The following is a 25,191-nucleotide window of genomic DNA, read 5'->3' as shown; positions in this document are numbered from 1 at the left end:
TTTAGTTTTTTAAATTATATTCAATTCTCGCTATTAAGTCACTATAATGTGCCTGAGTTGCGCTATCTCCTCTATGTTCTTTTTTCTTTAAAAGCTTTAATACTTTTTCTAATGCAGCTCTTTTATTAGTCCCTATATCTGCTACTCTTGGTAAGTATGAGAAGTGTACATTTTTAAAGTTTTCTGAATCTTCTGAAAGTGTTTTTTTCTTTGTTTTCTCTAGTAGTTTATTTCTATCTACAGTTAACACATCTACATAGTTTTTTTGTGTAATACGATCAAACATATCTAAAGATTTTCCCTTTACAGTTTTCTTAAAAATGGCTTCAAATAAACGATCAAATACATACTCTTCTGTAAAAACCTCTTGATTATCTTTCACTAAAACTTCATTTTCTGTAATTCTCATCAATCTATCTGTTTTTATCAAAGCGTAAATAACGTTTGTTTGATAAATACGTAACATAGAAACAGGAGAATAATATCGTTCTCCATCTGGCGCATCTCTTACTGCAAAAACTTTATTGATAGTTTCTGGCATAAACAACCATTTTTGTGGTAAAACAGCATTTTTTATAATATAATTCAGTGCTTCTTTTTGTCTTTTAACAGATACAGGTTCAAAAGTATTTTTACCATCTCCATAAACGGTATTGTTTACATAAACTCCACCAATATTTGCCATTACATGACCATTATAAGTTTCCCATTGATCTATAACTGCTTTGTACAATTTTGATGCTTTGTAATAACCTTGTCCTTCTTCTGCTGTCCAATTTAAAATATTTGGTAATATTCTCTTTAAATTCTTCAATCCGTACTCACTTGCTTTTACAGCATTATCTCCCAAATCTTCACTTTGAGACCTAGGGTCAATTACTTCACCTTGTTGTGGTCCATAAAAATATAAAGGATCATTTTCGTGTTTGCGAATCCATTGATTTAATACTGAAATTTCTTGGTGAGCAGATGTCTCATCCATCCATCTATATCCCCAATCAATTGCATAGGTATCATACACACCAATTTTAGGGGTAATATCTGTAACATTGTCTTCTGGTTGCGCTACATAATTAAAACGTGCATAATCCATAATAGACGGTGCTGTTCCTCCCATTTTAGAGGTAAACGTTTTAGATCTTAAAGAATCTACTGGATAGCTAAATGATGCGCCCATGTTATGTTTTAATCCAAAGGTATGGCCAACTTCGTGCGATGAAACAAAACGAATTGCTTCTCCCATATGTTGGTTAGAAAACTTGTTTGGTCTTGCTTTTGGATCGATAGGACCTGTTTGCACACGAATCCAAGAATGTAAACCTTTCATTAAATTATGCCACCAAATAATATCTGATTCTAATATTTCTCCACTTCTAGGATCTACAATAGAAGGTCCCATAGCATTCTGTTTTTCTGATGCTGCATAGGTAATTACAGAATAGCGAACATCATCTGCATCAAAATATTTATCCTCTTTAGATGGAAACTTTACTTTTAATACATTTTTAAATCCAGCAGCTTCAAAAGCCACATTCCAATCATACACACCTTGTTCTATAAAAGGGCGCCATTGTTTTGGGGTAGCAGGATCTAAATAATAAATAATTTGTTTTTTAGGTTGCACCAATTCTCCTCGTTTATATTTTTCGATATCTTCTTCTTTAGGTTCTAATTTCCATCTTGTAATCATTCCTCTAGATTCAACTTCTTGTTGATCATCAGAAAAATAATCCATCGGTTTTGTAAAATACCCAATACGTTTGTCTGAAAAACGAGGTTTCATTACATCTGTTGGCAATAAAACAATATTTGTAGTAATACCAATTGTTAAAGGTAATGCTGCACTTCCGCCTTCTTTAACAGAAGTGGTTAACAAAGATTTTACAACAATGTTTTCTGGAAAAGATTTAATGCTTTCTAAAATAGATAAGTTTGTTTTTACACTTCCTCCCAAACCAATATTGGTTAGTACATCGCTAAAACTTTGCTCTTTACCATTAAAAATTTTATTCACTTTAATAAATACAGAAGTAGAGTCTGTATTTTTTGTTTCAATTTCAAACTCTTCTATAATAGATTCTCCAAAATTATCTTTAACAGATAAAGTAATTGCATCATTTTCTGGAGATTGAACCCTAGGGTTTATCGTTTTAACCCAAACTTTGTTTAAAACAGTGTCTTTATAAAACCGAACAAGTTTGGTTTCAAAAGTCATTCCCTTGTTTAACCCATGTCCGTTTAGAGCATAAGGAACACTAGATACTTTATTTACAATTAATAAATCTCTAGATAATAATGAATCTGGAACTTCAAAATAGTAATCTTCTTTTATAGAATATACATTGAACAATCCTTTTTTAACGTTTCCTTCTTTTAAAAATTTCTGATACGTCAATTTTTTAGCATCCGTAGGTTTTATAGAATCTTTTTTTTCTTGATTTTCTTTATCAGAGGTATCCTTTTTATCTTGAGAAAAACTAGACAAGCTGGTAATCATCAAAATAGAAACAATTAAATACTGAACCAATAAAGCGCCTTTTAAAGAGGATATTTTCATAAATGACATTGTTAAAACATCAAATTTGCTTGTTATTAATAACTTAGAAAAACAAAACAGAGTGAACTCATTAAAAAACGGAGTGAAATACTATTATTGAGTAATATATGGCAATATGCACACAAATTCGTCATCAATTACCCCTGTTTTAAAAGCAGATATATTATAAAATTGATACGTATTCTCTAAATAAGTCAATCCAATATGATGACTATCTTTAGCTTTACACTTTCTTGGTGTGTAATTATTTTTAATGGTAATAAAATCTTCATCAATAAGAACTGTAATAATCAACGGATTTATTTTAGTTATTTCATTATGTTTTATCGCATTTTCTACCAACGTTTCTAAAGAGAGAAATGGTATTTTTTTAACTAAAATTGTATCATCACAATTATTTTTAATTGTTACATGTAAGCTCTTATTAAATCTAATTTCTTGTAAAAAAATATATTGTTCTAAAAAGCTCATTTCTCTTTTTACTGAAATTAAATTTCCGTCTCTCTCATCTAAAAGGTATCTATAAACATCCGCTAACTTTAATACAAACTGTTGTGATAAATCTGGATTTAAATCAATTAAAACATGCAAAGAGTTTAAACTATTGAATAAAAAATGTGGATTTATTTTTTTCTTAAGTTGATTCAATTGAAGAATTGCATTTTCTTTCTGATACTTTTCGTTGCTATATGTTAATTGTTCCTTCTCTTCTACAACCTTTAAATTCTCTACATATTCTTTTTTTAACTGCAATCTAGAAGCTATTAAGAGCAACATAAATGTAGTAAAAGCCAAAAAACTAATCCACGAAAAATATCCTTGTATATTTTTTGTAGTTTCTTTTAAATGAATACCCACAGGAAAACTAACCACTACTATTAAAGGTGTATTTCCTATTTTAATAGTATCATAATAACGTAAGACCTCTAAACCCAAAAATTCAGAAATCGCCTTATCTTTAAGGGAATTGATATTATTTGGAACGAAATATCCATTAATTTTAAGTGAACTGTTTAGAATTTTTTTAATAGAAATTGTACTAAAATAGGATTCTATTTTTTTTCCAATATACTTTGTGTCAGGATGCAACATGCAAATACCATCTTTATTTGTAACTACCGTATAGCCTCCATCTCCTTTATAAGTCTCTGAAAAATAGCTCCAAAATGAAATTAAATCAACATCGTAACCTGTATAAACAACTTTATTGTTAGGTAGCTTTTTAATATAAATTTTCCTATTAATTACTTTATCCGCCCTTGTAACTATAGTATCTATAACCACCTCATCTTTTACAAAATGAATATCTTTTAGAAATGTATCTATTTCTTTTTGATATAAAGAATCTTCCTTGTTAGAAAAATGAGTTTCATGTAATTTATTAGACGAAACAATTGAAACGAAACTATTATAAATACTATGGTTCTCTATGGCTAGATCTGATGTGAATAGTAATTTTTCCTTTAAAAATTCAAAAGAATTATTTTGTGAATTTCGAAGAATCTTTTGTGAATTTTTAAAAGAGCTATTCAGTTGATTAAATTCAAAAGCGACAATATTTTCTTTGGATTTTAAATTTCCTTGAATAATATCTTGAATTAAATCTTCTGTAACCGATGTGATTTTAGGAGTAATTAACGAACTACCAATAAAAAATACAGCAATCAACAGCATACTTATATATAAATATTGCCGATGTTTTTTTAAACGAGTCCAAAATATAGAGGTTTGCATATTAATTATTTAACCATTCTTTAAAAGAACGCACATTTTTTGAACTAATTAAAACAAAATCATTCTGTTTAGATGAAGGTTCTAATTCTATTTTTAATCTATTCTGACTGTATTTGATAATTGTTTTTATAGCTGTATGGCTTACAATGTATTTTCTATTTATTTTAAAAAAATCTTTTTTTGATAACTTTAAATCTAGATTCATGATAGTATCATCATACAAAAAACTATCCCCTTTTGTGGTAAATAAAAAAAGAGACTTGTTTTCTGCCATAAAATAGGCAATTTCATCAGCAGTTATAGAAATTAATTTTTCGCCTCTAGAAACTAAAAACCGTTGTTGTGCTTCTTTAGGCTCTTTAGGTTTTTTAAAATGATTTAATAGTTTTTCTAAATCACTAGAATCTTTAGCAGGAGTTATCGCGTAATTTTTATACTTTTCTAGTGCAGCATTTAATTTATGTTTGTCGTATGGCTTTAATAAATAATCAATAGCAAAAAATTGAAATGATTGTATGGCATATTGATCAAATGCCGTTGTAAAAATTATAGGAACATTGATTTTTAAAGCTTCAAAAATCTCAAAACTTTCCCCATCTCCTAAATGAATATCACTTAAAATTAAATCGCAGGTATTATTTTTAAACCACGCTATAGATTGCGCTACGCTTTCTAATCGTTTTTTAATATGTATAGAATACGTACTTTTTAATAATAAGTTTTCTAAAGATGCTGCTGCTAAATCTTCATCTTCAATAATAACAATATCCATTTTAAACCAATTTATTTGTATTTTAATTAAGTAGGCAACTTACTCAATATTATACATTTTTAATGCACACTTTAGTAATTTGTTTCTGTTTTTGAAAAAAAGAGAACATTATTTTTGTTTTTTAAGTAATTGTAAACAAATTATTTCTTTTTGTACACTCGTTTTTATAGAAATACCGTCGAGTAAGTAGTATTTCTTATTACTATAACAAAAGTTACACATATTCCTGCAATAACTTTATCATTAACGTAATACTAAGTCTATATAATTTAATATTTTTGTTTTCTATAAGAAACAAAAAAAGAATGAAAAAGTTACAACCTATCATGTTAGTTGGTACAGGTTCTGATGTTGGTAAAAGCTGGATAACAACTGGAATTTGTAGATGGTTGAAACAAAAAGGATACACGCCTGCTCCCTTTAAAGCACAAAACATGTCTTTAAATAGTTTTTCTACACCAGATAATCTAGAAATTGGAAGAGCCCAAGCAGTACAAGCAGAGGCCTGCGGAATTCCGCCAACGGTAGAAATGAATCCCATTTTATTAAAACCATCTTCTGTAAATAAATCGCAAGTTATTTTACATGGAAAACCAATTGGTGACCAAACCGCTAAAGAATATTTTTTAGGCAATGATAAAAAACATCTTTTTGAAGAAGCTAAAAATTCTTTTAAAGAATTAGCTACCAAGCACAACCCGATTGTAATGGAAGGTGCTGGAAGCATTAGCGAACTCAATTTAAAACATAGAGATATTGTAAACATGCGTATGGCAGCAGCAGCAAATGCTTGTGTATATTTAGTGGCAGATATTGATAAAGGTGGTGTTTTTGGAAGCGTATACGGCACTATAGCATTGCTAGAAGATTGGGAACGTACATTGGTAAAAGGAATTATTATTAACAAATTTAGAGGTGATCCTTCTTTATTTGTTGATGGAAAAAAGAAATTAGAAGAACTCACAGGGATTCCCATTTTAGGTGTTTTACCATACGCTACAGACATTATTATAGAAGAAGAAGATTCGGTTGCGTTGAATCTTAGAGCAAGAACAGCTATAGACCATAAATTAAATATTGCTGTAGTAAAACTTTATTACATGTCTAATTATACAGATTTTCAGGCCTTAGAGCAAGAACCACTCATCAACCTGTATTTTACAAGAGATGCCGAAGAATTAAACAAAGCAGATGTTATCATCATTCCGGGTACTAAAAATACGATTGAAGATTTAATTGCTTTAAAAAAAGAAGATTTAGATACTATTATAAAAGAACAATATAAGCACATTCCTATTATCGGAATTTGTGGTGGATATCAAATGTTAGGAAATGTTATTAATGATCCTTTTTCTGTAGAAAGTAATGTAAATTCAGAAGAAGGTTTAGGTTTGTTTGATATTGAAACAACTCTTTCCAAAACAAAACAAACCATACAACGTAATTTTCAATTTAAAGATTATAACGAATCTTGTGAAGGTTATGAAATCCACATGGGAGAAACTACTGTACCCAAAAACAAACATTTAAACCTTATTGAAGGTGAATATGAAGGTTTTTTTGATGGTGATAAAAGCTGGGGAACTTACCTACACGGTATTTTTGATAACCAAGACGTAGTTACCGAATTGTTGCAATTAAAATTCCCGAACGCAACAGCTATAAACTACAAGGAATTTAAAGCCCAACAATTTGATAAATTAGCAGATTGGATCGATGAAAATTTAGACATGGAAACGATTGTAAAAAACAGCTCAGAAATATGCTAAATGGCCACGGCGATGATCTTCATTTAATTGAAGGCGAGATTAAGCACAACTTCAGTTCTAATGTATATTATAAAGGATGCTCTAAAGCGCTGCTTGATGAGGTTTCAAAGCACGTTCGTTTAATACAAAGTTACCCTTCTCCTGCTGCAAGTGAATTGAATAAATTGGCTGCTAAAAAATTCAACCTTAAAAACGATCAGTTTTTGTTTACCAACGGGGCAACCGAAGCTTTTTATCTCATTGCTCAGTTTTTTTCTGATAAAAAGGCAGCAATTGTTGCACCAACTTTTTCGGAATATGAAGATGCTTGTAAAATATTTAAATTAAAATACGAGTTAATTTCTAGATCAGAAATACATAAAACCAATGCCGATTTAGTTTTTATTTGCAATCCTAACAATCCTACGGGAGCTATTTTTTCTAAAAGCGAATTAGAACTTCTTTTTCAACAAAAACCAGATACTACTTTTATTATTGATGAAGCTTATATCGAGTTTACTAACAGTACAGAATCTATTGTTTCATTAACAGAAAAGTACATCAATGTAATAGTTGTCCGTTCCTTAACAAAAACATTTACCATTCCGGGTTTGCGTCTTGGTTATGTAGTTTCAGATCCCTTAAATATTACCAATCTTTTAGCTTTAAAAATGCCTTGGAGCGTAAATTTATTGGCAATAAAAGCAGGAGAATATATTTTTAACAATTATAAAAACCTTCAATTTAATTGTACTGAGTTAATAGAAGAAACTGCTTTTTTTAAAGAACAACTTACCGCCATAGAAGGCATAAAAGTTTGTGATAGTACTACTTCTTATTTTTTAGTTGAATTACAGCGTACATCAGCAAAAAAACTTAAAGAATATTTAAGTACACAACATCAAATTCTTATAAGAGACGCTACAAACTTTAATGGATTAGAAGGAGAATATATTCGGCTTTCTACTCAAAGTAAAGAAGCTAATAACATATTAATTGAAGCTTTAAAAAAATGGATTTAACATCAATTTACATCTTAATAATTGCCTTTGCTTTAGATGCCATTTTTGGAGATCCTAAAAAATTACCGCACCTTATTGTTGGTTACGGAAATAGTATTTCTTTTGGTGAAAAAAAATTAAACAAAGGTGCTTCTAAAGTCCTTAAAGGCGCACTATTAACTATTTTATTGGTTGGTATTTCTTTCGTATTACCTTACCTAATTATTCGTTTATTAAATACGTACAACTTCCCTATCCTCTCTCTTTTATTTTCAATATTAATGTTGTTTTACTGTCTTGCTAACAAAACCTTGATAAAAGAAGGGTACGCCGTTTTTAATACCCTTAAAAATGAAGGTTTAGAAGCCGGTCGAAAACGTTTATCTTGGATTGTAGGACGGGAAACAGATAACTTAAGCGAACAACAAATTAGAATTGCCACGTTAGAAACCATGTCAGAAAACTTAAGTGATGGAGTGATTGCACCTCTTTTTTACTTTTTAATTTTGGGTATTCCTGGGGTAATGGCTTACAAAATGATAAACACATTAGATTCCATGATTGGTTATAAAAATGATCGTTATATATCATTTGGAAAGTTTGCTGCAAAATTAGACGATGTTGCCAATTATATTCCGGCTAGAATTACCGCACTGTTAATGTTGGTTGTTCAATTTAAATTAAGCGGAATTTCTTTTGTTTTTAAAGAAGGAAAAAAACACAGCAGCCCAAATGCAGGTTATCCAGAAGCTGCCTTAGCCTATATTTTAGATTGTCAGTTTGGAGGACCTAATTATTATCACGGAAAATTACTAAAAAAACCTTTTATTGGCAGTAATAACCGTGTAATTAAACACGAAGAAATTAAAACTGTTAGTCGCATTAATTATGCTGTAAGTATCTTATTTTGTCTTTTAAGTATCGCAATTTTATTACTGTTTCAGAATGTCTAAACTTCAAAAAAAATACATTATTACAGGAGCTCCAGGTACTGGGAAAACGACTACTATAAACCTTCTAAAAAACACTATTTCTTGTATGGATGAAGTAGCAAGAAAAGTTATTTTAGAGGAACAAAAAAATAACAGTAACGGTTTGCCTTGGGATAACCTTAATCGTTTCTCCGATTTGGTATTCAATGTAACGAGTCAAGAATTATTAATTAGTGATGCTTTAGTTTGTGATAGATCGCTATTAGATTTAGAAGCATACTTAGCTTTAGAAAACAAAATGATTCCCAGTTATCTTAAAAATTTCCCTTATAAAGAGACTTACCATAACACTATTTTTTTTGCACCAACTTGGTTTGATATATACTGCCAAGATGGACAAAGGTTACAAGAATTTGATTATTGCTTAAAACTAGAAAAAGCACTTTTAGAACAATATAAGAGCAAAGGATTTAAAATCGTTTTTTTACCCAAATATTCTGCTAAAAAAAGAACCAAACTGATACTAAAATACATACTTTAATTCAAATATAATCGATATATTTGTATTGTTATTGGTTTCTTATATCCTTAATTTAGGGTATGGAATTAAAAGGGAATTTGGTTAAAATCCAAAACTGTTCCCGCAACTGTAAAACTTATAAAAAAGACATCATTTTAACACCACTGTAGAGATCTATGGGAAGGTAAATGAATGTTAAGTTAAGTCAGGAGACCTGCCATTTCAAAAATTTTTAATAGTAACTCTCGGGTAAAGAGTTAGAGAATTATGTACACTCATATTTTTCTATCCCTTCCTGCTTAATTAATTTTTTTATGTTAAAAAGAATTATTTTATGCAGTGTATGGTATGTGTTTTATTCACAGTCCGTATTCGCACAAAATGGAATTATTACTGGAAAGGTAATAAACAAAGACACCAAAGGTGGAATTTATCAAGTAAGTATTGAAGTAAACAATGAAACTATTTTAGGAATCACCAACGAAATGGGTGAATTCTCTATCAAACCTAAAAAGTTTCCAATCAAATTGACGTTCCTTTTACTTGGCTATCATCAAAAGACAATTACAGTAAAAAAAGCTACCTCCAATTTAAACATCACTTTAGAACGAGAAGCTACACAACTATCAGAAATAGTTGTCAGTTCTAAAAAAGAAGAAGCTTTAGGCGTTCAACAAGTATCCAAAATTTCTTTATTATTAAGACCAATAAGTAGTTCTCAAGATTTTTTAAAATCTGTACCAGGGTTATTTATAGCACAACACGCTGGTGGCGGAAAAGCAGAACAAATTTTCCTTAGAGGTTTTGATAATGATCACGGAACTGATTTTGCTATTCAGGTGGATGATATTGGTATCAACTTAGGTTCTCATGCACATGGTCAAGGATATGCCGATTTGCACTTTTTAATTCCAGAAACTATTAAAACGGTAGATTACTTTAAAGGTCCGCACGAGATTTCAATAGGAGATTTTGCGGTTTCTGGTGCTGCTAAATTTACCTCTAAAGATATGTTACATGACAATCTTGTAAAATTAGAGTATGGTCAATATGATTTTGTAAGAGCTTTAGCAATGGTTTCTCTTTTAGATAAAAAGAATTTTTTAACCAAAAATTACGAAACCGCTTATATTAGTATTGAAGGAACTTTTAATAACAGTTTTTTTGATAGCAAGCAAAATCTTAGAAAATTAAATACTTTTTCTAAATATACGGTAGAACTTACAGAAAAGCAAAAACTAAAAGCATCTATATCTACTTTTAGTAGTGATTGGAATGCTTCCGGACAAATTCCGTTAAGAGCTGTAGAAAGTGGTTTAATAGATCGTTTTGGAGCTATTGATGATACAGAAGGTGGTGATACTCAAAGAGTGCATGTTAATTTACAATTAGATTCAGAAATTTCTGATGATGTAGCACTTTCAAATCAATTGTATTATGTTCATAATAAATACAATCTGTTTTCAAACTTTACATTTTTTCAAAACGATCCTGTAAATGGAGATATGATTCACCAATATGAAAGTCGTGATATTTATGCATATAAAGGTAATATTTCATTTAAAGATGCTTTTCAATTACCAAATAGTACAACAACCTTAGGTTGGTTTGTTGAGTACAATAATAATACAATAGGATTAAGTAATACAATTGGTAGAACTTTTAGAGTACAAGTAAATCAGTTTGATATTAAACAAACTAATTATGGTCTATTTTTAAAAGAAAGAATTCAAATTGCACCTAAACTAAATGTTTTAGCAGGTTTTAGAGGTGATTTTTATGATTTTAATTTAAAAGAAATATTCCCAACAGTTTCAGAAGGAAGTAGAAGTTCTTTTAGGTTTAGTCCTAAAATAAGTATCTTTTATGATATTACTAAAAAACTTCAATTATACGCAAAAGCTAGTTCTGGTTTTCATTCGAATTATGCCAATGCCGCAGTAAAAAATAAAGAAATAACTCCGCTACCAAAAGCAATTGGTTATGATTTAGGTACAGAATTTAAAATAGGAAAAAACTTAATCGGTAACCTTGCTGGTTTTTATTTAAAAAGTGATGCTGAATTTGTTTTTGTTTCTGATGGTTTTGAATTTGAAAACAAAGGACGTTCGGAACGTTTAGGAGGAGAAGCTTCTTTTAGATACCAACCACAACCTTACTTTTGGTTAGATACAGATTTAAATTACAGTTACGGAACCTTATTAGACGCTCCAAAAGGCGATAATAAAATTCCGAGTGCTCCAAGATTTAGTGCTACCGGTGGAGCAACATTCCGTTTTCAAAACGGTATTAAAGCATCATTACGTTATCGTTATTTAGGAGAAAGACCACTAATTGAAGATGAATCAGTATTTGCTGATGATTATTTTATTACAGATTTAGTAGTTAATTATTCAACTTCAAAATACCAGATAGGACTGTCCGTAGAAAACCTATTTAACAATGAATGGACAGAAGCCGTTTTTTATGATTCTTCACAATTAAAAGTAGAACCTGAACCTGTAGATGATATACATTTTACACCAGGAACACCTTTATTAGCAAAAATAAGTTTAACATATTTCTTTTAAAACATGGGAAAAAACATAGCCAATACAACACATACTTTTTTCTTTTGCGACGGAGGTTCTTGCCAAAAAGCAGGAAGCGAAAAAGTAGTAAGAGAAGCTCGAGCTTATTTACGTAACAATGAACATTGGAATAATACGCATACTATTAAAACTAGATGTAACGGAAGATGTGAAGATGCACCAACCTGTATTGTGCATCCTGGAGAATTTTGGTATAAAGAACTTACTCCAGAAAAAATTACTCATATTGTTAAAGGACATATAAATAATGATTGTCCGTTAGAAACAGAATTATTGTTTAAAAAAGGATGGCAAAAACATGCATCAGATAAAGAAATACCTCCTTTTAAACCAAAACCGTTTGAATTAAAAAACGATACCGAATTAGGCGATTGCCTTATTACCCGTGGTTTTAGTTCTGACCAATATTTATACCCCTTATTTTTATATTTCGCTGAAAACCCAAAAGGAATAACGCTATCTATGGCTGGTGATAAACCAATTCCGTTTACAGAAATAACTGCTGTAAACTATGCTAAAACTTACACGCTAGAATTAGAAACAGCCACCGATTGTATTTCACTTACCATTGCTGGTGTGCCTAAAGACAATAAAGAATTACAACAATCTAAAATTTCTAGTACAGAATATTTTTATCAAAAAAACGTAAACCAAACAGGTATCCGTTTTAAAAATAAATTTGGAGAAGTTTTGGGAATCATCAAATTTGATTCTATAGAAAATTTGGCCTGGAAATATTGTACTAAAATTCAATTACAAAACACGAGTCAAGATTTAACATCGCTATGAATAAAAACATCTCTATATTAGGTTTAGGTTGGTTAGGATTGCCATTGGCATTACAGCTACAAAAAAAAGGTTACACAATTAATGGCTGCACAACTTCGCTAAGTAGTTTAAAATCGTTCTCTAAATATTCGTTTCAAACGAATAGAATAAAAATTGAAGCTGATAAAATTATTGGAGATTGGGAGTCTTTTATACATGAAACCTCTACGTTAATTATCAATTTTCCGCCAAAGCGGATTGATAATATTGAAACCATACACCCGCTTCAGATAGCGCAAATTATAAAGCACACACCCCAAAATGTAAAGGTAATTTTTGTAAGTTCTACTTCTGTATACCAAAACACCAATAATCTAATAGACGAAACAGTAAAATGTGTTCCAGAAAAAGCATCTGGTATTGGGTTGATAAAAGCCGAAGAATTATTAAAACAGTATTTTGGAAGTAACCTAACTATTTTACGTTTGGCAGGATTAATTGGTCCAAAACGTCATCCCGGAAGGTTTCTTGCCAACAAAAAGCAATTAAAAAACCCGAATGTTCCGGTAAACCTCATTCACTTAAAAGATAGTATTGGGTTAATTGAAGCTATTTTAGAGCAAGATTGTTTTGGCGAAATTATAAATGGTTGTGCAGATGTGCATCCTAAAAGAAAGGAATATTATAAAAACGCTGCCATACAATTAAACTTGCCTGCTCCTATTTTTGGAGAAAACACTGCCCAAGATTTTAAAATTGTTGACAATTCTAAATCGAAATCAATCTTAAATTACGAATATCAGTTTGCAAATCCAGAATTGATTTTCACAAAAGACAAATTGCCAGAAATAAGCATTGTGGGCGCAGGTCCTGGTAATAAAAATTTATTAACGTTAAAAGCTTTTGAAGCCATTCAGAATGCTGAAATTATTTTACATGATAATTTAATATCAGAAGAAATAATGAATATCAATACAACTGCAGCACGTATTTATGTAGGTAGAAAATTTGGCGATAAAGAAGATCCACAAGCTCGACAGCATAAAATAAACGAATTGCTAAAAACACATTGCGAAATGGGGAACAAAGTAATTCGTCTAAAATCTGGTGATCCATATATTTACGGTCGCGCTGCAGAAGAGGTTCGTTTTTTAAAGAAACATCAACTCCCTTTTACAGTTATTCCAGGTATATCAGCAGCTTTAGCAGCAGCAAGCGCAATGAGTATACCTGTTACAGAAAGAGGTTTTTCTAATGCTTTTTTAATTTGCACAGCACATACTGCAGATTATTCTACAACACAACTTAAGGGAATTGCAGAAATGCTAAATGCAGGCAACACTTTGGCGCTTTATATGGGCTCTAAAAGTTTAGATAAAATCATTCCGAAATTAATAGCCGTTTGTAACAATCCAAACATCCCGATTAATGCTATTTCTAATGTTTCTAGAGATAATGAAATTTTATTGACATCAACATTAGAAAACATCGAAAAAGATATCATTACACAAAAACTACCAATGCCTGTAGTATTTTTAATAGGTGCAAACCCAATAAATTAAAAAGATGAAAGAAGGAATTTTATTATGCGGACACGGTACAAGAAGAGAAGCTGGCGTAAAATCGTTTAAACGATTGGTGAGCATTCTTAAAGAGCGTTACCAAGATAAATATGAAGTAGATTATGGCTTTTTAGAATTTAATCATCCTACGTATGAAGCTGCAGTAGAACGCATGTATGCGCAAGGTATTCGAAAAATATATGCATTGCCTGTTATTTTATTTGCGGGTTCCCATGCCAAAAATGACATTCCGTATGAGTTAAATACCTTACAAGGTTATCATGATGATTTAACCATTTCTATGGGAAAACATATTGGTGTAAGTTCTTTTTTACTCGATTTATCGTTAAAAAGGATTGAAGAAACAGAGAAAAAACTACCTAAAATAGATAGAAAAGAAACCTGTTTGGTAGTAGTTGGTAGAGGAACTACAGACCCAGATGCCAATAGCGATGTTGCTAAATTAACAAGCATGCTTTGGGACGGAATGGGCTTTGGTTTTGCCACCACAGTATACAGCGGAACAGCGTTTCCTAATGTAGAGGAAGGTTTACAATTGGTTGAGAAATTAGGTTTTAAACGTACCATTGTAATTCCGTTTTTCTTTTTTACAGGTGTTTTATTAGAGCGAATTTATAAAAGCGTTTCGGATATGGATGCGAGTTCTAATTTAGAATATGTGTACACAGATCCTTTTGGTGCCGATGAATTGATTTTACAGGCCTTTGATGAGCGTTTGCACGAAGCTAAAAACGGAATTGCAAACATGAATTGTCAGTTATGTAAATACAGAAAACAAGTCATTGGTTTCGAAGAAGACAAAGGGAAAGAGCAAATTGGTCATCATCTTAATGTAAAAGGAATTTTATTTGAAGAAGATGAAAAACCAAATGAAGAAGAAAACGGTTTTGCAAGCAAAATTAAAAAAATGTTAGGCATATGATAGCAGGTAAAATTTACGGCGTTTCATTAGGTCCTGGTGATGCTGATTTAATTACGCTAAAAGGTTTAAAAGCCTTACAACAAGCTGATAAAATATATTATCCGGGTTCTTTATTTAAAGACGGAAGAAAAGTAAGTTATTCGCTTTCTATCTTAGAAAATTATGATTTAGACGCTACTAAATTAGTCGGTTTTCATCTAAAGATGGATTTAGAAAGAGCGCAAGCCAAAGAAATTTACGAAACCACCTTTCAGCAAATTCTAGCTGATTATAAAAAAGGATTGTCAATCGCCATTGTAAGCGAAGGAGACATTAGTACGTTTAGTTCTTTTTCTTATCTATTAGAAAAAATACAAGCACATCAATTAACCATTCATTTAATTCCGGGTATTAGCTCTTATTTGCATCTAGCAGCAGAAAGTAAAATGCCTTTGTGTTTACAAAACGAAAAAGTAGTTGTTATTCCGCGTATACAAACACAGGAAGAGTTAGAAGAAGCGATTGCGCATTTTGACACCGTAGTATTAATGAAAATTATATCGGTTGTAGACATTATTACCGACGTAATAGATCACAAAAAACATAGCATTACCTATGCAGAACGCTTAGGCACCGATCAACAATTTATAACAACCGATTGGGCAATTGCAACACAAAGAGAAACCCCTTATTTTTCTCTTATCATCATTAAAAAAATAAACAAATGAAAATAACTGTAGCAGGCTTAGGTCCTGGAGATATCAATTATATGTTACCCGTAGTTAAAAATGCTTTACAAAAAGCAGATGTAGTTATTGGTTACGACTATTATTTTCAATTTGGAGCCTCTTTATTTAAAGAAGATGCAGAACTAATTTCTATGCCATTAGGTATGGAAGAAGCAAGGGCACATAAAGCTATTGAAAAAGCAAAAGAAGACAAATATGTTGTGGTTATTGGTTCTGGTGATGCCAGTATTTATGCCATGGCGGCGATAGTTTACGAGGTGGTTTCTAAAGAAAATCATACTGATATTGAATTAGAAACTTTACCAGGGGTTTCGGCATTTTTAGCTGCCGGAAGTAAATTAGGTGCGCCATTAGGTCACGATTTTTGTTGTATTTCTCTTTCTGACTTGATGACACCATGGAATAAAATTGAGCAACGAATTAAAGCTGCTGCAATGGGCGATTTTGTAACGAGCTTATACAACCCAAAAAGTAAAAAGAGACATTGGCAATTAGGGAGATTGCAAAAAATATTTTTAGCAGAACGCTCACCTTCCACTCCAGTTGCCATTATAAGACACGTAACACGACCAGAAGAAGAACTTAAAATAACCACGCTGGGCGAATTTAACCCTGATGATGTAGATATGTTTTGCTTGGTGATGATTGGAAACTCGCAAACCTATCGTTTTAAAGACTATTTAGTGACTCCTAGAGGATACTTAAACAGAAAACCACACACAGGTAAAGAAATTCAGCAAGAAAGCTTTAGAATCGTTACCGAACACATTAAAGATTTGCCTTTTGCTATTGCTGATAAATGGGCAATAACGAGAGTTATTCATACTACAGGAATTTTAGAAGATTTTAAGCATTATTCGGCAACGCCAGAAGCGATTGAAAATTGGCATCAACATCTTAAAAATGGTGGAGAAATTGTGACCGATGTTACCATGGTACAAGCAGGAATTACAAAAGCTTTTATAAAGGAATACGGCAACCAAATTCATTGTTTGTTAAATGATGAAGAGGCACAAGAATTAGCAAAATCAGCAAATATTACCCGTTCTCAAGCAGGAATTAGAAAAGCAATTGAAAAACACCCAAATGCATTATATGTTGTCGGGAATGCACCTACTGCTTTGTTTGAAATTGTAGATCAACTAAGAGATAATAAAACCTTTAAACCTGTTGGTGTTGTTGGTGTTCCGGTTGGTTTTGTAAATGTATTAGAATCAAAAGAACAGTTATCTCAAATTAAAAATACAGATTGGGTAATTATAGAAGGCAACAGAGGTGGTAGTAATGTTGCAGCTGCTATTGTAAATGCCGCTTTTACGTTACTCGAAGCATCCACCTATTTTAAATCTTAAAAGATGAACAAATTTACTTCAGAAAATATAGAAACGTTAGAACAGATTATTCTTGCTCGTAGAGATGTAAGAGGGAATCGATTTACGGACGAACCTGTTGTTCAAGCAGATTTAGATAAAATTCTATTTGCTGGAGTAAACGCACCTTCTGTTGGTTTTTCGCAACCGTGGGAGTTTGTTGTGATTAAAGATTTAGACATCAGAAATAAAATAAAGGATAGTTTTTTTGAAGAAAACGAGAAAGCTAAATCCCTTTTTGAAGGAAAAAAAGCAGATGCGTACACCCAATTAAAATTGGAAGGTATTGTAGAATCTCCACTAAATATTGCGGTATTCTACAAACCAAGTGAGCATCCTGTTTTAGGACAAACTACCATGAAAGAAGCGGGCGTGTATTCCGTGGTTTGCGCCATACAAAATATGTGGTTAATGGCAAGAGCGTTAAATGTTGGTTTAGGTTGGGTCAGTATTTTAAATCCTGATAAGGTGAAGACCATATTAAATGCTCCTAAAGACAGACAGCTGATTGGTTATTTGTGTTTAGGACATGTGGATAAATTCTACGAAAACCCAGAATTGGAACGTTTACAATGGGAAAAACGTAAGAATATAAATGATGTTGTTATTAAGGATTCTTATTAAGAAATGAAGCAAAAAAAGACACATATCGATTTTTATTTAATTGGAATAGGCAATCATCCTACGCCCAAGTTAAATGATGATGCTTTAGAGTTAATCCAAGAATCTACTGTTTTTTCTGGTGGAAAACGTCATTATCAATTGGTTAAATCTTACTTGCCAGAAAACCATACTTGGATAGAGATTTCAGGGAAAATGGATGCTTTAATTCAGCAATACAACACTTTTGATAAGTCTATTGTTGTTTTTGCTTCTGGTGATCCTTTTTTCTACGGATTCGGAAATACCTTACAACGATTAGTACCGAATGCTAAACTAAATTCCGTTCCTTATTTTAATAGCATTCAGTTATTATGTCATAAAACGCAGACCAATTATAACAGCTTAAAATCGATATCGGTTCACGGTAGAGATTGGTCGGCTTTAGACGAAGCATTAATCAATAGAACCGAATTAATTGGTGTTTTAACTGATAACAAAAAAACACCCGCAGAAATATCAAAGCGCATGTTGCAATATGGTTTCGATAATTATTCGATAACTATTGGAGAGGCTTTGGATGGAGATACAGAACATATTGAGCAACTCGATTTATTGTCTTGTACTCTAAAAACACATCAACATTTAAACTGTGTTTTATTAAAACAAATAGCACCAAAAAAGAAACACTTTGGCATACCCGATACTGCTTTTATTCCGTTAAATAATAGAGCAAATATGATTACAAAAATGCCTATTCGTTTAAGTACAATTCAGGCATTAGAATTGCAAAATAAAACTGTTTTTTGGGACATTGGTTCTTGTACCGGATCTGTCGCTATTGAAGCCAAACAACACTATCCAAATTTAAAAATTATAGCTTTTGAAAAACGTACAGAATGCGCTGCTATTATTCAGCAAAACACCGAACGTTTGGCAACTCCTGGTATCACAATTATAATTGATGATTTCTTTCACCTCAACCTAAAAGACTACCCAATTCCGGATGTTGTATTCATTGGAGGACACGGAGGAATGTTAAAAAAAATGATTCATCTATTACTTCAAATAAATCCACTTTTAAGACTGGTTATTAACGCTGTACAGAAAAAAAGTAGCGACATTTTTACAGAAGAACTTACCAAGTTAAATTATACAATTATTACACATAGCATTCAAGTAAACGAACATAACAAAATTAGCATTCACACCGCAGAAAAACAATAAATGAAAAAAATAGCCATTATAGCAGTTACCGAAAAAGGGTTAGAAAAAGCCCTTATTATTCAGAAAGAATTCCCAAAATCTTTGGTAATTACAACCTTGAATTCTTCGGATAAAAATGTATCAACTATTAGCTCAATATCAAACTATTTAACTGATAATTTCTTAAAATTAGATGGCATTTGTTTTGTGACTGCTCTAGGTATTTGTGTGCGATTAATCGCACCTTATATTCAAGATAAAAATATAGATCCTGCAGTAATTTCTGTGGATGATTTAGGCCTAAATGTACAAGCTGTTTTAAGCGGACATAAAGGTGGCGCAAATGATTTTTCTTTAAAAGTTGCTTCCGTTTTAGGAGCCAACCCAATTATCTCTACGTCTAGTGATGTACAAAATATTTGGGCGTTAGATACGTTAGCAAATCAATTTGATTGGCAAGTAGTCACTTCTTTATCCATGAACAAAACCATGGCGTTGTTTGTAAATAATAAACCTACTGCCCTATTGTTAGATATTAAAGATAAAGGGACACAACATTTAGAAAAAACAGTACCTAATTTTGTAACTGTTTTTTATGATGAAACGGAGATTGATTACACACAATTTGAGTTGTTTATTGCGGTAAGTTATAAAGTGTATACAAGTACAATTGCTAGTGTATTCTTTATTCCTAAAGTACTTTCTGTTGGTTCTGGTTGCTCTAAACAATTAGATTCAGTTCTTTTTGAAACTACTTTAAAAGAAGAATTGAAAAGTAGAAACATTCACTTTTCAGCGATTAAAAACGTTGGATCTATAGATATTAAGGCACAACAACAGGCATATTTAGATTTTAGTACAAAAAACAACATTCCGTTTAGCACTTTTACTTCAGACGAAATAGACACCATTACGGTGCCGAACCCAAGTGAAATGGTGCAATCTAAAATTGGTGTTGATGGTGTTTCAGAATCTACTGCAATGCTACTTTCTGGAAGCAAAAATGTACTAATTGAAAAACAAAAAATTCATTTAGAAAATGGTGAGAAATTCACTTTTTCTATTGCTTTAGATGTTAAGGCAGAACGTAGAACGGCCATTGCAATTATTGGTGCAGGACCTGGAGATGAAGAGCTGATTACCGTAAAAGGAAAAGCCTATTTAGAAAATGCAGATTGTGTTTTGTATGCAGGTAGTTTAATTCCAGAAGAAATGACCAATTGGTGTAAACCAGGTGCTGTGGTTAGAAACTCTGCAATGATGACTTTAGAAGAGCAAATAGCGGTAATGCAAGAACATTACAAAAAAGGAAATGCTATTGTGCGTTTACAATGTGGAGATCCTTCTTTGTATGGCGCTATCCAAGAGCAAATGACCATTTTTGATGAGTTAGAAATGGAGTACTTTATTGTACCGGGAATTTCAGCTTTTAGTGCCGCAGCTGCCGTTTTAAAATCTGAATTTACGATTCCGGAAGTAGTACAGTCTATTGTTTTAACACGTGGAGAAGGTAAAACACCAATGCCTCCAAAAGAAAGTATTGCTGCTTTTGCTGCTACAAATGCTACCATGTGTATCTTTTTAAGTGTAGGAATTGCTAAAAAAGTAGAAGCACAATTATTAGAACATTTTGACGCTAATACGCCTGTAGCAGTGATGTACAGAATCTCTTGGAAAGACGAAGAAATTTATCAAGGAAAATTAGAAAATCTAGCAAAAATTGTAAAAGACAGTAAAAAAACAAGAACGGTATTAATTATCGTTGGTCATGCAATTGGCGCTCGTAAAAACAGGTCTCAATTATACAGTCCGGATGTGAAACACATTTTTAGAACGAATAAGAAATTTGTAGTAACAGAATAAAACCATTTCATATTTAGATCTCATTAGTTGTAAAAACCTGTGAGATTTTTATAAAACTTATCGATAAAACAGATAGCATGATATTAGTCTTTGGCGGAACAACAGAAGGAAAAAAAGCAGCCACTTTATTAGAAGGTTTGGCCATGCCTTTTGTGTATTCTACAAAAACAAATATTCCCTTTAAAACGACTAAAATTGCGAGTTACCGTTACGGAGCATTAGATGAAAAACAGCTAGAAAGTTATTTACTAGAAAACAACATACAAACCATTATTAACGCTTCTCATCCGTTTGCAGAAATATTGCATAAAACCATTGCTAAAGTGGCTGAAAAGCTACAAATCCCTGTACTAAGATTCGGACGAGAATTACTTTCTAAAACCATTCATCCTTTAGTAAAATATGTGAATTCGTATGAAGCTGCTTTTGCGTTGTTAAAAGAAAAACAGACTTTATTAGCGTTAACAGGTGTACAATCTATTAAAAAATTGCATCCGTGGTGGTTAGAAAACACAACGTATTTTAGAATTCTAAACAGACCCGAATCGTTAGCCATAGCTCATGAAAGTAATTTTCCTGAAAAGCAATTAATTTTAGGATTGCCATCTGACAATCTAGAAAAAGAAATTGAGCTGATTAAATCCCATCAGATTGATGTAATTCTCACTAAAGAAACTGGTAACAGTGGGTTTTTAAGCACCAAGATTGAAGCTGCTTTACAAACAAACGCAAAAATTATTATCATCAATCAGCCTAAAATACCTAGTTACTTTACGCTTGTTTTTAATGAAATTGATTTACAACGTATTTTAACGAATACTCCTACTCCAACATTGCTAACCAATACTTCGCAATTATGGGATTAAGAGAAATACCAAAAGGCCCTTTAAGAGAAGGGTTTACAACAGGCACTTGCGCTACTGCTGCTGCAAAAGCAGGATTGATGGCGATTATCCATCAGAAGAAAAACAGCACTGTAAACGTACATTTACCTATAGATAAAATATTAGAAATTAAGATTCATTCTTGCGAGTTTACAGAAAATACAGCTACATGTTCTGTAATAAAAGATGCTGGAGATGATCCTGATGTAACAAATGGCGCAGAAATAGGTTGTATTTTAAAATTAACACAAGAAAAAGACATTCAGTTTATTGCCGGAGAAGGCGTTGGTACCGTAACACTTAAAGGTTTAGAATTGGCTATTGGAGAACCTGCAATTAATCCAGTTCCTAGAAAAATGATAACCAGTGCACTTCAGAAACTATTGCACGATTACGATTTAGAATGTGGTGTATCAGTGACCGTTTTTGTAACCAACGGAAAAAAATTAGCAAAACGTACGCTTAATGAACGTGTAGGTATTATGAATGGCATTTCTATACTAGGCACAACTGGTATTGTAAAACCCTACTCCTCGTCTTCCTACATAGCAAGTATAGAACAAGGTATTGACGTTGCAATTGCCAACAAAACAACAGAATTGGTTATAAACTCAGGTGCCAGAAGTGAAAAGTTTTTATCAGAAAAATTTAATCATTTGCCAGAATATGCTTTTATCCATTACGGAAATTGGATTGGAGAAACCCTTACTAAAATTAATCAATGCAATATTAAAAAAGTAAGCATTGGTATTATGCTCGGTAAAGCGGTAAAATTAGCGGGTGGTATAACAGATACACACAGTTGTGTGTCTAGCTGGAATAAAGATTTTGTTGTGGATTTAGCGCATCAAATTGGCTTTGAAGACGGAGATAAAATTAAAGAATTAAATATGGCAGGTCGTTTAATTGAGTTATTCGAGTTTGAACAAAATTCGCCTTTCTTTCAATTATTATTAGCGCATTGCTATAAACACACGCATACAAAAATGAAACAGGTATCCTTAGATATTTACCTTATTCATAAAAACGGAACACTTATTAAATACATTAAATAATGACAATAACTTCTTTAATTAGGCCTTTAATGGCGGGAATTTTACATTCTTTTGAGCCAGACCATGTTACAGCGGTTTCTGTATTAGCAACCGAAAATGCCATCAATAAAAAAAAGGTGAATTTTCTAACGGTCTTTAAAGCCTCTCAGTGGGCTTTTGGGCATTCGGCAACCTTATTACTTTTTGGTGGTATAGCATTACTTTTTAAAAGTATGGCTACTTTATTTGTACATAGTATTTCTTTTTATGCAGAACTAGCAGTTGGTCCTATTATGATTTGGTTAGGAATTGTTGCTATTAAAAGAAACCATGCTATTAATGAAATGGTAAATGAGCATAAGAAAATTGAAGCCCATGAACATCAACTTGCGAACCCAATACATTTACACGGTACCAAAGGTGAAGAAATTGCGGTAAACCCAATGAATAAATCTTTTTGGATTGGCATGTTACACGGTTTAGCTGGTACAGGTGGCGCATTAACCTCGGCGCTCGTTTTAAGTAGTGATACTATAGCTGATGCTCTTCTTATTCTTGCAGTAGAATCTTTGGGTATTATTGTAGCAATGGGTGCTTATAGTTATGTTTTAATAACGGTAATGAGTCGTTTTTTAGAACGAAATTTATCCATTTTTAAATGGATGAATGGTATTGCCGGTGCTGCTTCTGCTATTATTGGAATAATATGGACTTATAATACCGTTTCTGCTATATGATGCATCATAAAAAACAAACCAACTTTCCTTTCTCTGCTATTGTTGGTCAAGATAATTTTAAGTTAGCTCTTATTTTAAACTTGGTAGACCCGCTTATTGGTGGTGTTTTGGCTATTGGTGATAAAGGAACAGGAAAAACCACCTTAATTAGATCGTTAACAAATCTATTGAATGATCAAGAAAAAATACCTTTTGTGAATTTGCCTATTGGTGTTTCTGAAGACCGACTTATGGGAAGCATTAATTTAGAAGAGTTGATTAATGCCAAAAAAGAAGTAATCAATCTTGGGTTAATGGCGCAAGCTCACCAAGGTGTTTTATATATAGATGAGGTAAATTTATTACAAGATTATCTCACCGATATTTTGTTAGATGCTGCAGCTTCTGGAAATTATTATTTAGAAAGAGAGGGGATTTCTCGTTATTTTAAAAGTCGATTTTGTTTAGTTGGTTCTATGAATCCTGAAGAAGGAAGTTTAAGACCGCAACTAAAAGACCGTTTTGGTTTAAGTGTACATGTTTCTACAACTACTAATGTAAAAGTGCGTCAGCAAATAATAAAACAACGTTTGCTGTTTGATGACAATCCTACTGATTTTACTGCTAAATATAAAAATGAAGACCAAAGTATCGCAACACAAATTGAAACCGCTAAAAAGCATTTAAAAACGGTTCTTATAAACGATGCTATTATAGAATATTGTAGTCAATTAGCTATAGAACACCAAGTAGAAGGTTTGCGTGCAGACATTTTATTATTGAAAACGGCAAGGGCTTTTGCAGCGTATCAAAACGCGACAAAAATTACTAAAGAAGATGTTGATAAAATAGCAGATTTTGTTTTAAACCACAGAAGTTTACACCAGCCACCAAATCAGCAAAACCCAAATCAAAAGGAAAACGAGCACCCCAAAGAAACTCCATCCGAAGGAACTACCTCTAAGGAAGAAAATATTCAGTTTTTGAGTCCTGAAAACGATTTTCAAAAACAAAAAAATACGTTTACAGATCAACTTGAAAACAGCAACAAAACCATTTCCTATAACCAAGGAAATACCGCTACCATAGATACCAAGAAAACGGTAAGTCAATATGTAGCTACCGATAAGTTTGAAATAAAGACGAAACACAAAAAATCACTTTTAAAAGAACACCATATCTTTTTAATTGATTCTAGTGGTTCTATGTTAAAAAACCAAATTATTGCTTACGCAAAAGGAGCTGTAGATAAAATTGCAACACAATCTAAAAATCAGAATACACAGTTTTCTATTATTTCTTTGTTTGATGGAGAAGCGCAACATATTTTACACAGAACGGCTGTTTTAAAAGATATTGAAATTGCATTAACGTCTCTTAAAACAGGAGGAAAAACAAATTTAACGGCTGGTTTTAAACAAATAAAAGGTATTTGTGCTGATGTTGATTTTAAACACAATTTACATATTATAACAGACGGAAAGTTAAACACCGAAAGCAGTTTAGAAGCAACCGTATTGGCTTTTCAAACGTATTGTAAAGGCGTACAAAACACACAAGTAATTGATGCTGAAAAAGGCATGGTGAAAATTGGTGTTGCTGCCGATTTTGCCAATCGTATTCAGGCTAATTACCAACCATTAATGACAAAGAAGCTCTAAT

At 31.9% G+C, this 25,191-nt stretch carries 20 protein-coding genes and 1 riboswitch; of the genes, 17 read left to right on the top strand and 3 right to left on the bottom strand.

The features are described 5' to 3' along the window. Nucleotide 1: 1 nt before the first annotated feature. The 3 genes from JOP69_RS01350 to JOP69_RS01340 form a co-directional block, all read right to left on the bottom strand. Nucleotides 2-2,557, bottom strand: coding sequence for a zinc-dependent metalloprotease (locus JOP69_RS01350; protein ID WP_203393772.1), 2,556 nt, complete (start codon nt 2,555-2,557; stop codon nt 2-4). A 93-nt stretch (nt 2,558-2,650) separates the two neighbouring features. Then, nucleotides 2,651-4,291 (bottom strand): sensor histidine kinase, encoded by a 1,641-nt coding sequence (locus tag JOP69_RS01345; protein WP_203393771.1) that lies wholly within the window; start codon nt 4,289-4,291, stop codon nt 2,651-2,653. Nucleotide 4,292: 1 nt separating this feature from the next. After that, a complete protein-coding gene (locus JOP69_RS01340; protein ID WP_203393770.1) occupies nt 4,293-5,063 on the bottom strand; it encodes a LytTR family DNA-binding domain-containing protein in 771 nt (256 codons plus the stop codon). 305 nt (nt 5,064-5,368) lie between these two features. Here JOP69_RS01340 and JOP69_RS01335 point away from each other — a divergent pair, with 305 nt between their 5' ends. The 17 genes from JOP69_RS01335 (at nt 5,369) to JOP69_RS01255 (ending at nt 25,190) form a co-directional block, all read left to right on the top strand. Beyond that, the gene (locus tag JOP69_RS01335; protein WP_203393769.1) at nt 5,369-6,832 is read left to right on the top strand and encodes a cobyric acid synthase; all 1,464 of its coding nucleotides are present in this window, start codon (nt 5,369-5,371) and stop codon (nt 6,830-6,832) included. Further along, a complete protein-coding gene (locus tag JOP69_RS01330; protein WP_203393768.1) occupies nt 6,826-7,833 on the top strand; it encodes a histidinol-phosphate transaminase in 1,008 nt (335 codons plus the stop codon). The genes JOP69_RS01335 and JOP69_RS01330 overlap by 7 nt, the downstream gene beginning before the upstream one ends. Further along, nucleotides 7,824-8,765: an adenosylcobinamide-phosphate synthase CbiB gene (gene cbiB, locus JOP69_RS01325; RefSeq protein ID WP_203393767.1), complete on the top strand. Its 942-nt coding sequence runs from the start codon at nt 7,824-7,826 to the stop codon at nt 8,763-8,765. The genes JOP69_RS01330 and cbiB overlap by 10 nt, the downstream gene beginning before the upstream one ends. Further along, nucleotides 8,758-9,285 carry an AAA family ATPase gene (locus tag JOP69_RS01320; RefSeq protein WP_203393766.1) on the top strand — a complete coding sequence of 176 codons (528 nt, stop codon included), beginning with the start codon at nt 8,758-8,760 and terminating at the stop codon, nt 9,283-9,285. The genes cbiB and JOP69_RS01320 overlap by 8 nt, the downstream gene beginning before the upstream one ends. A gap of 15 nt (nt 9,286-9,300) precedes the next feature. Continuing rightward, nucleotides 9,301-9,501: riboswitch (cobalamin riboswitch) on the top strand. Between the two features lie 77 nt (nt 9,502-9,578). Next, a complete protein-coding gene (locus JOP69_RS01315; RefSeq protein ID WP_203393765.1) occupies nt 9,579-11,834 on the top strand; it encodes a TonB-dependent receptor in 2,256 nt (751 codons plus the stop codon). A 3-nt stretch (nt 11,835-11,837) separates the two neighbouring features. Then, nucleotides 11,838-12,644 (top strand): ferredoxin, encoded by an 807-nt coding sequence (locus tag JOP69_RS01310; protein WP_203393764.1) that lies wholly within the window; start codon nt 11,838-11,840, stop codon nt 12,642-12,644. Then, complete coding sequence (gene cobA, locus JOP69_RS01305) at nt 12,641-14,185, top strand: uroporphyrinogen-III C-methyltransferase (RefSeq protein WP_203393763.1); 1,545 nt, start codon at nt 12,641-12,643, stop codon at nt 14,183-14,185. The genes JOP69_RS01310 and cobA overlap by 4 nt, the downstream gene beginning before the upstream one ends. 4 nt (nt 14,186-14,189) lie before the next feature. After that, nucleotides 14,190-15,128, top strand: a complete 939-nt coding sequence (locus tag JOP69_RS01300) for a sirohydrochlorin chelatase (protein WP_203393762.1) — start codon at nt 14,190-14,192, stop codon at nt 15,126-15,128. Further along, nucleotides 15,125-15,835 (top strand): precorrin-2 C(20)-methyltransferase, encoded by a 711-nt coding sequence (gene cobI, locus JOP69_RS01295; RefSeq protein ID WP_203393761.1) that lies wholly within the window; start codon nt 15,125-15,127, stop codon nt 15,833-15,835. Before JOP69_RS01300 ends, cobI begins: the two co-directional genes overlap by 4 nt. Beyond that, a complete protein-coding gene (cobJ, locus tag JOP69_RS01290) occupies nt 15,832-17,208 on the top strand; it encodes a precorrin-3B C(17)-methyltransferase (RefSeq protein WP_203393760.1) in 1,377 nt (458 codons plus the stop codon). Before cobI ends, cobJ begins: the two co-directional genes overlap by 4 nt. Before the next feature lie 3 nt (nt 17,209-17,211). Then, nucleotides 17,212-17,850 carry a 5,6-dimethylbenzimidazole synthase gene (gene bluB / locus JOP69_RS01285; RefSeq protein WP_203393759.1) on the top strand — a complete coding sequence of 213 codons (639 nt, stop codon included), beginning with the start codon at nt 17,212-17,214 and terminating at the stop codon, nt 17,848-17,850. Nucleotides 17,851-17,853: 3 nt separating this feature from the next. Next, complete coding sequence (gene cbiE / locus JOP69_RS01280) at nt 17,854-19,053, top strand: precorrin-6y C5,15-methyltransferase (decarboxylating) subunit CbiE (protein WP_203393758.1); 1,200 nt, start codon at nt 17,854-17,856, stop codon at nt 19,051-19,053. After that, a complete protein-coding gene (gene cobM / locus JOP69_RS01275; RefSeq protein ID WP_203393757.1) occupies nt 19,054-20,895 on the top strand; it encodes a precorrin-4 C(11)-methyltransferase in 1,842 nt (613 codons plus the stop codon). It abuts the gene before it with no gap. 77 nt (nt 20,896-20,972) lie between these two features. Continuing rightward, a complete protein-coding gene (locus JOP69_RS01270; protein ID WP_203393756.1) occupies nt 20,973-21,761 on the top strand; it encodes a precorrin-6A/cobalt-precorrin-6A reductase in 789 nt (262 codons plus the stop codon). Next, the gene (gene cbiD / locus JOP69_RS01265) at nt 21,752-22,834 is read left to right on the top strand and encodes a cobalt-precorrin-5B (C(1))-methyltransferase CbiD (RefSeq protein WP_203393755.1); all 1,083 of its coding nucleotides are present in this window, start codon (nt 21,752-21,754) and stop codon (nt 22,832-22,834) included. The genes JOP69_RS01270 and cbiD overlap by 10 nt, the downstream gene beginning before the upstream one ends. Continuing rightward, nucleotides 22,834-23,550: a hypothetical protein gene (locus tag JOP69_RS01260; protein ID WP_203393754.1), complete on the top strand. Its 717-nt coding sequence runs from the start codon at nt 22,834-22,836 to the stop codon at nt 23,548-23,550. The genes cbiD and JOP69_RS01260 overlap by 1 nt, the downstream gene beginning before the upstream one ends. Then, nucleotides 23,547-25,190 (top strand): AAA family ATPase, encoded by a 1,644-nt coding sequence (locus JOP69_RS01255; protein WP_203393753.1) that lies wholly within the window; start codon nt 23,547-23,549, stop codon nt 25,188-25,190. The genes JOP69_RS01260 and JOP69_RS01255 overlap by 4 nt, the downstream gene beginning before the upstream one ends. Nucleotide 25,191 lies beyond the last annotated feature (1 nt).

The organism is Polaribacter sp. Q13 (assembly GCF_016858305.2).
Classification (GTDB): Bacteria; Bacteroidota; Bacteroidia; order Flavobacteriales; family Flavobacteriaceae; genus Polaribacter.
This window is presented reverse-complemented; position numbering and strand designations above follow the sequence as displayed.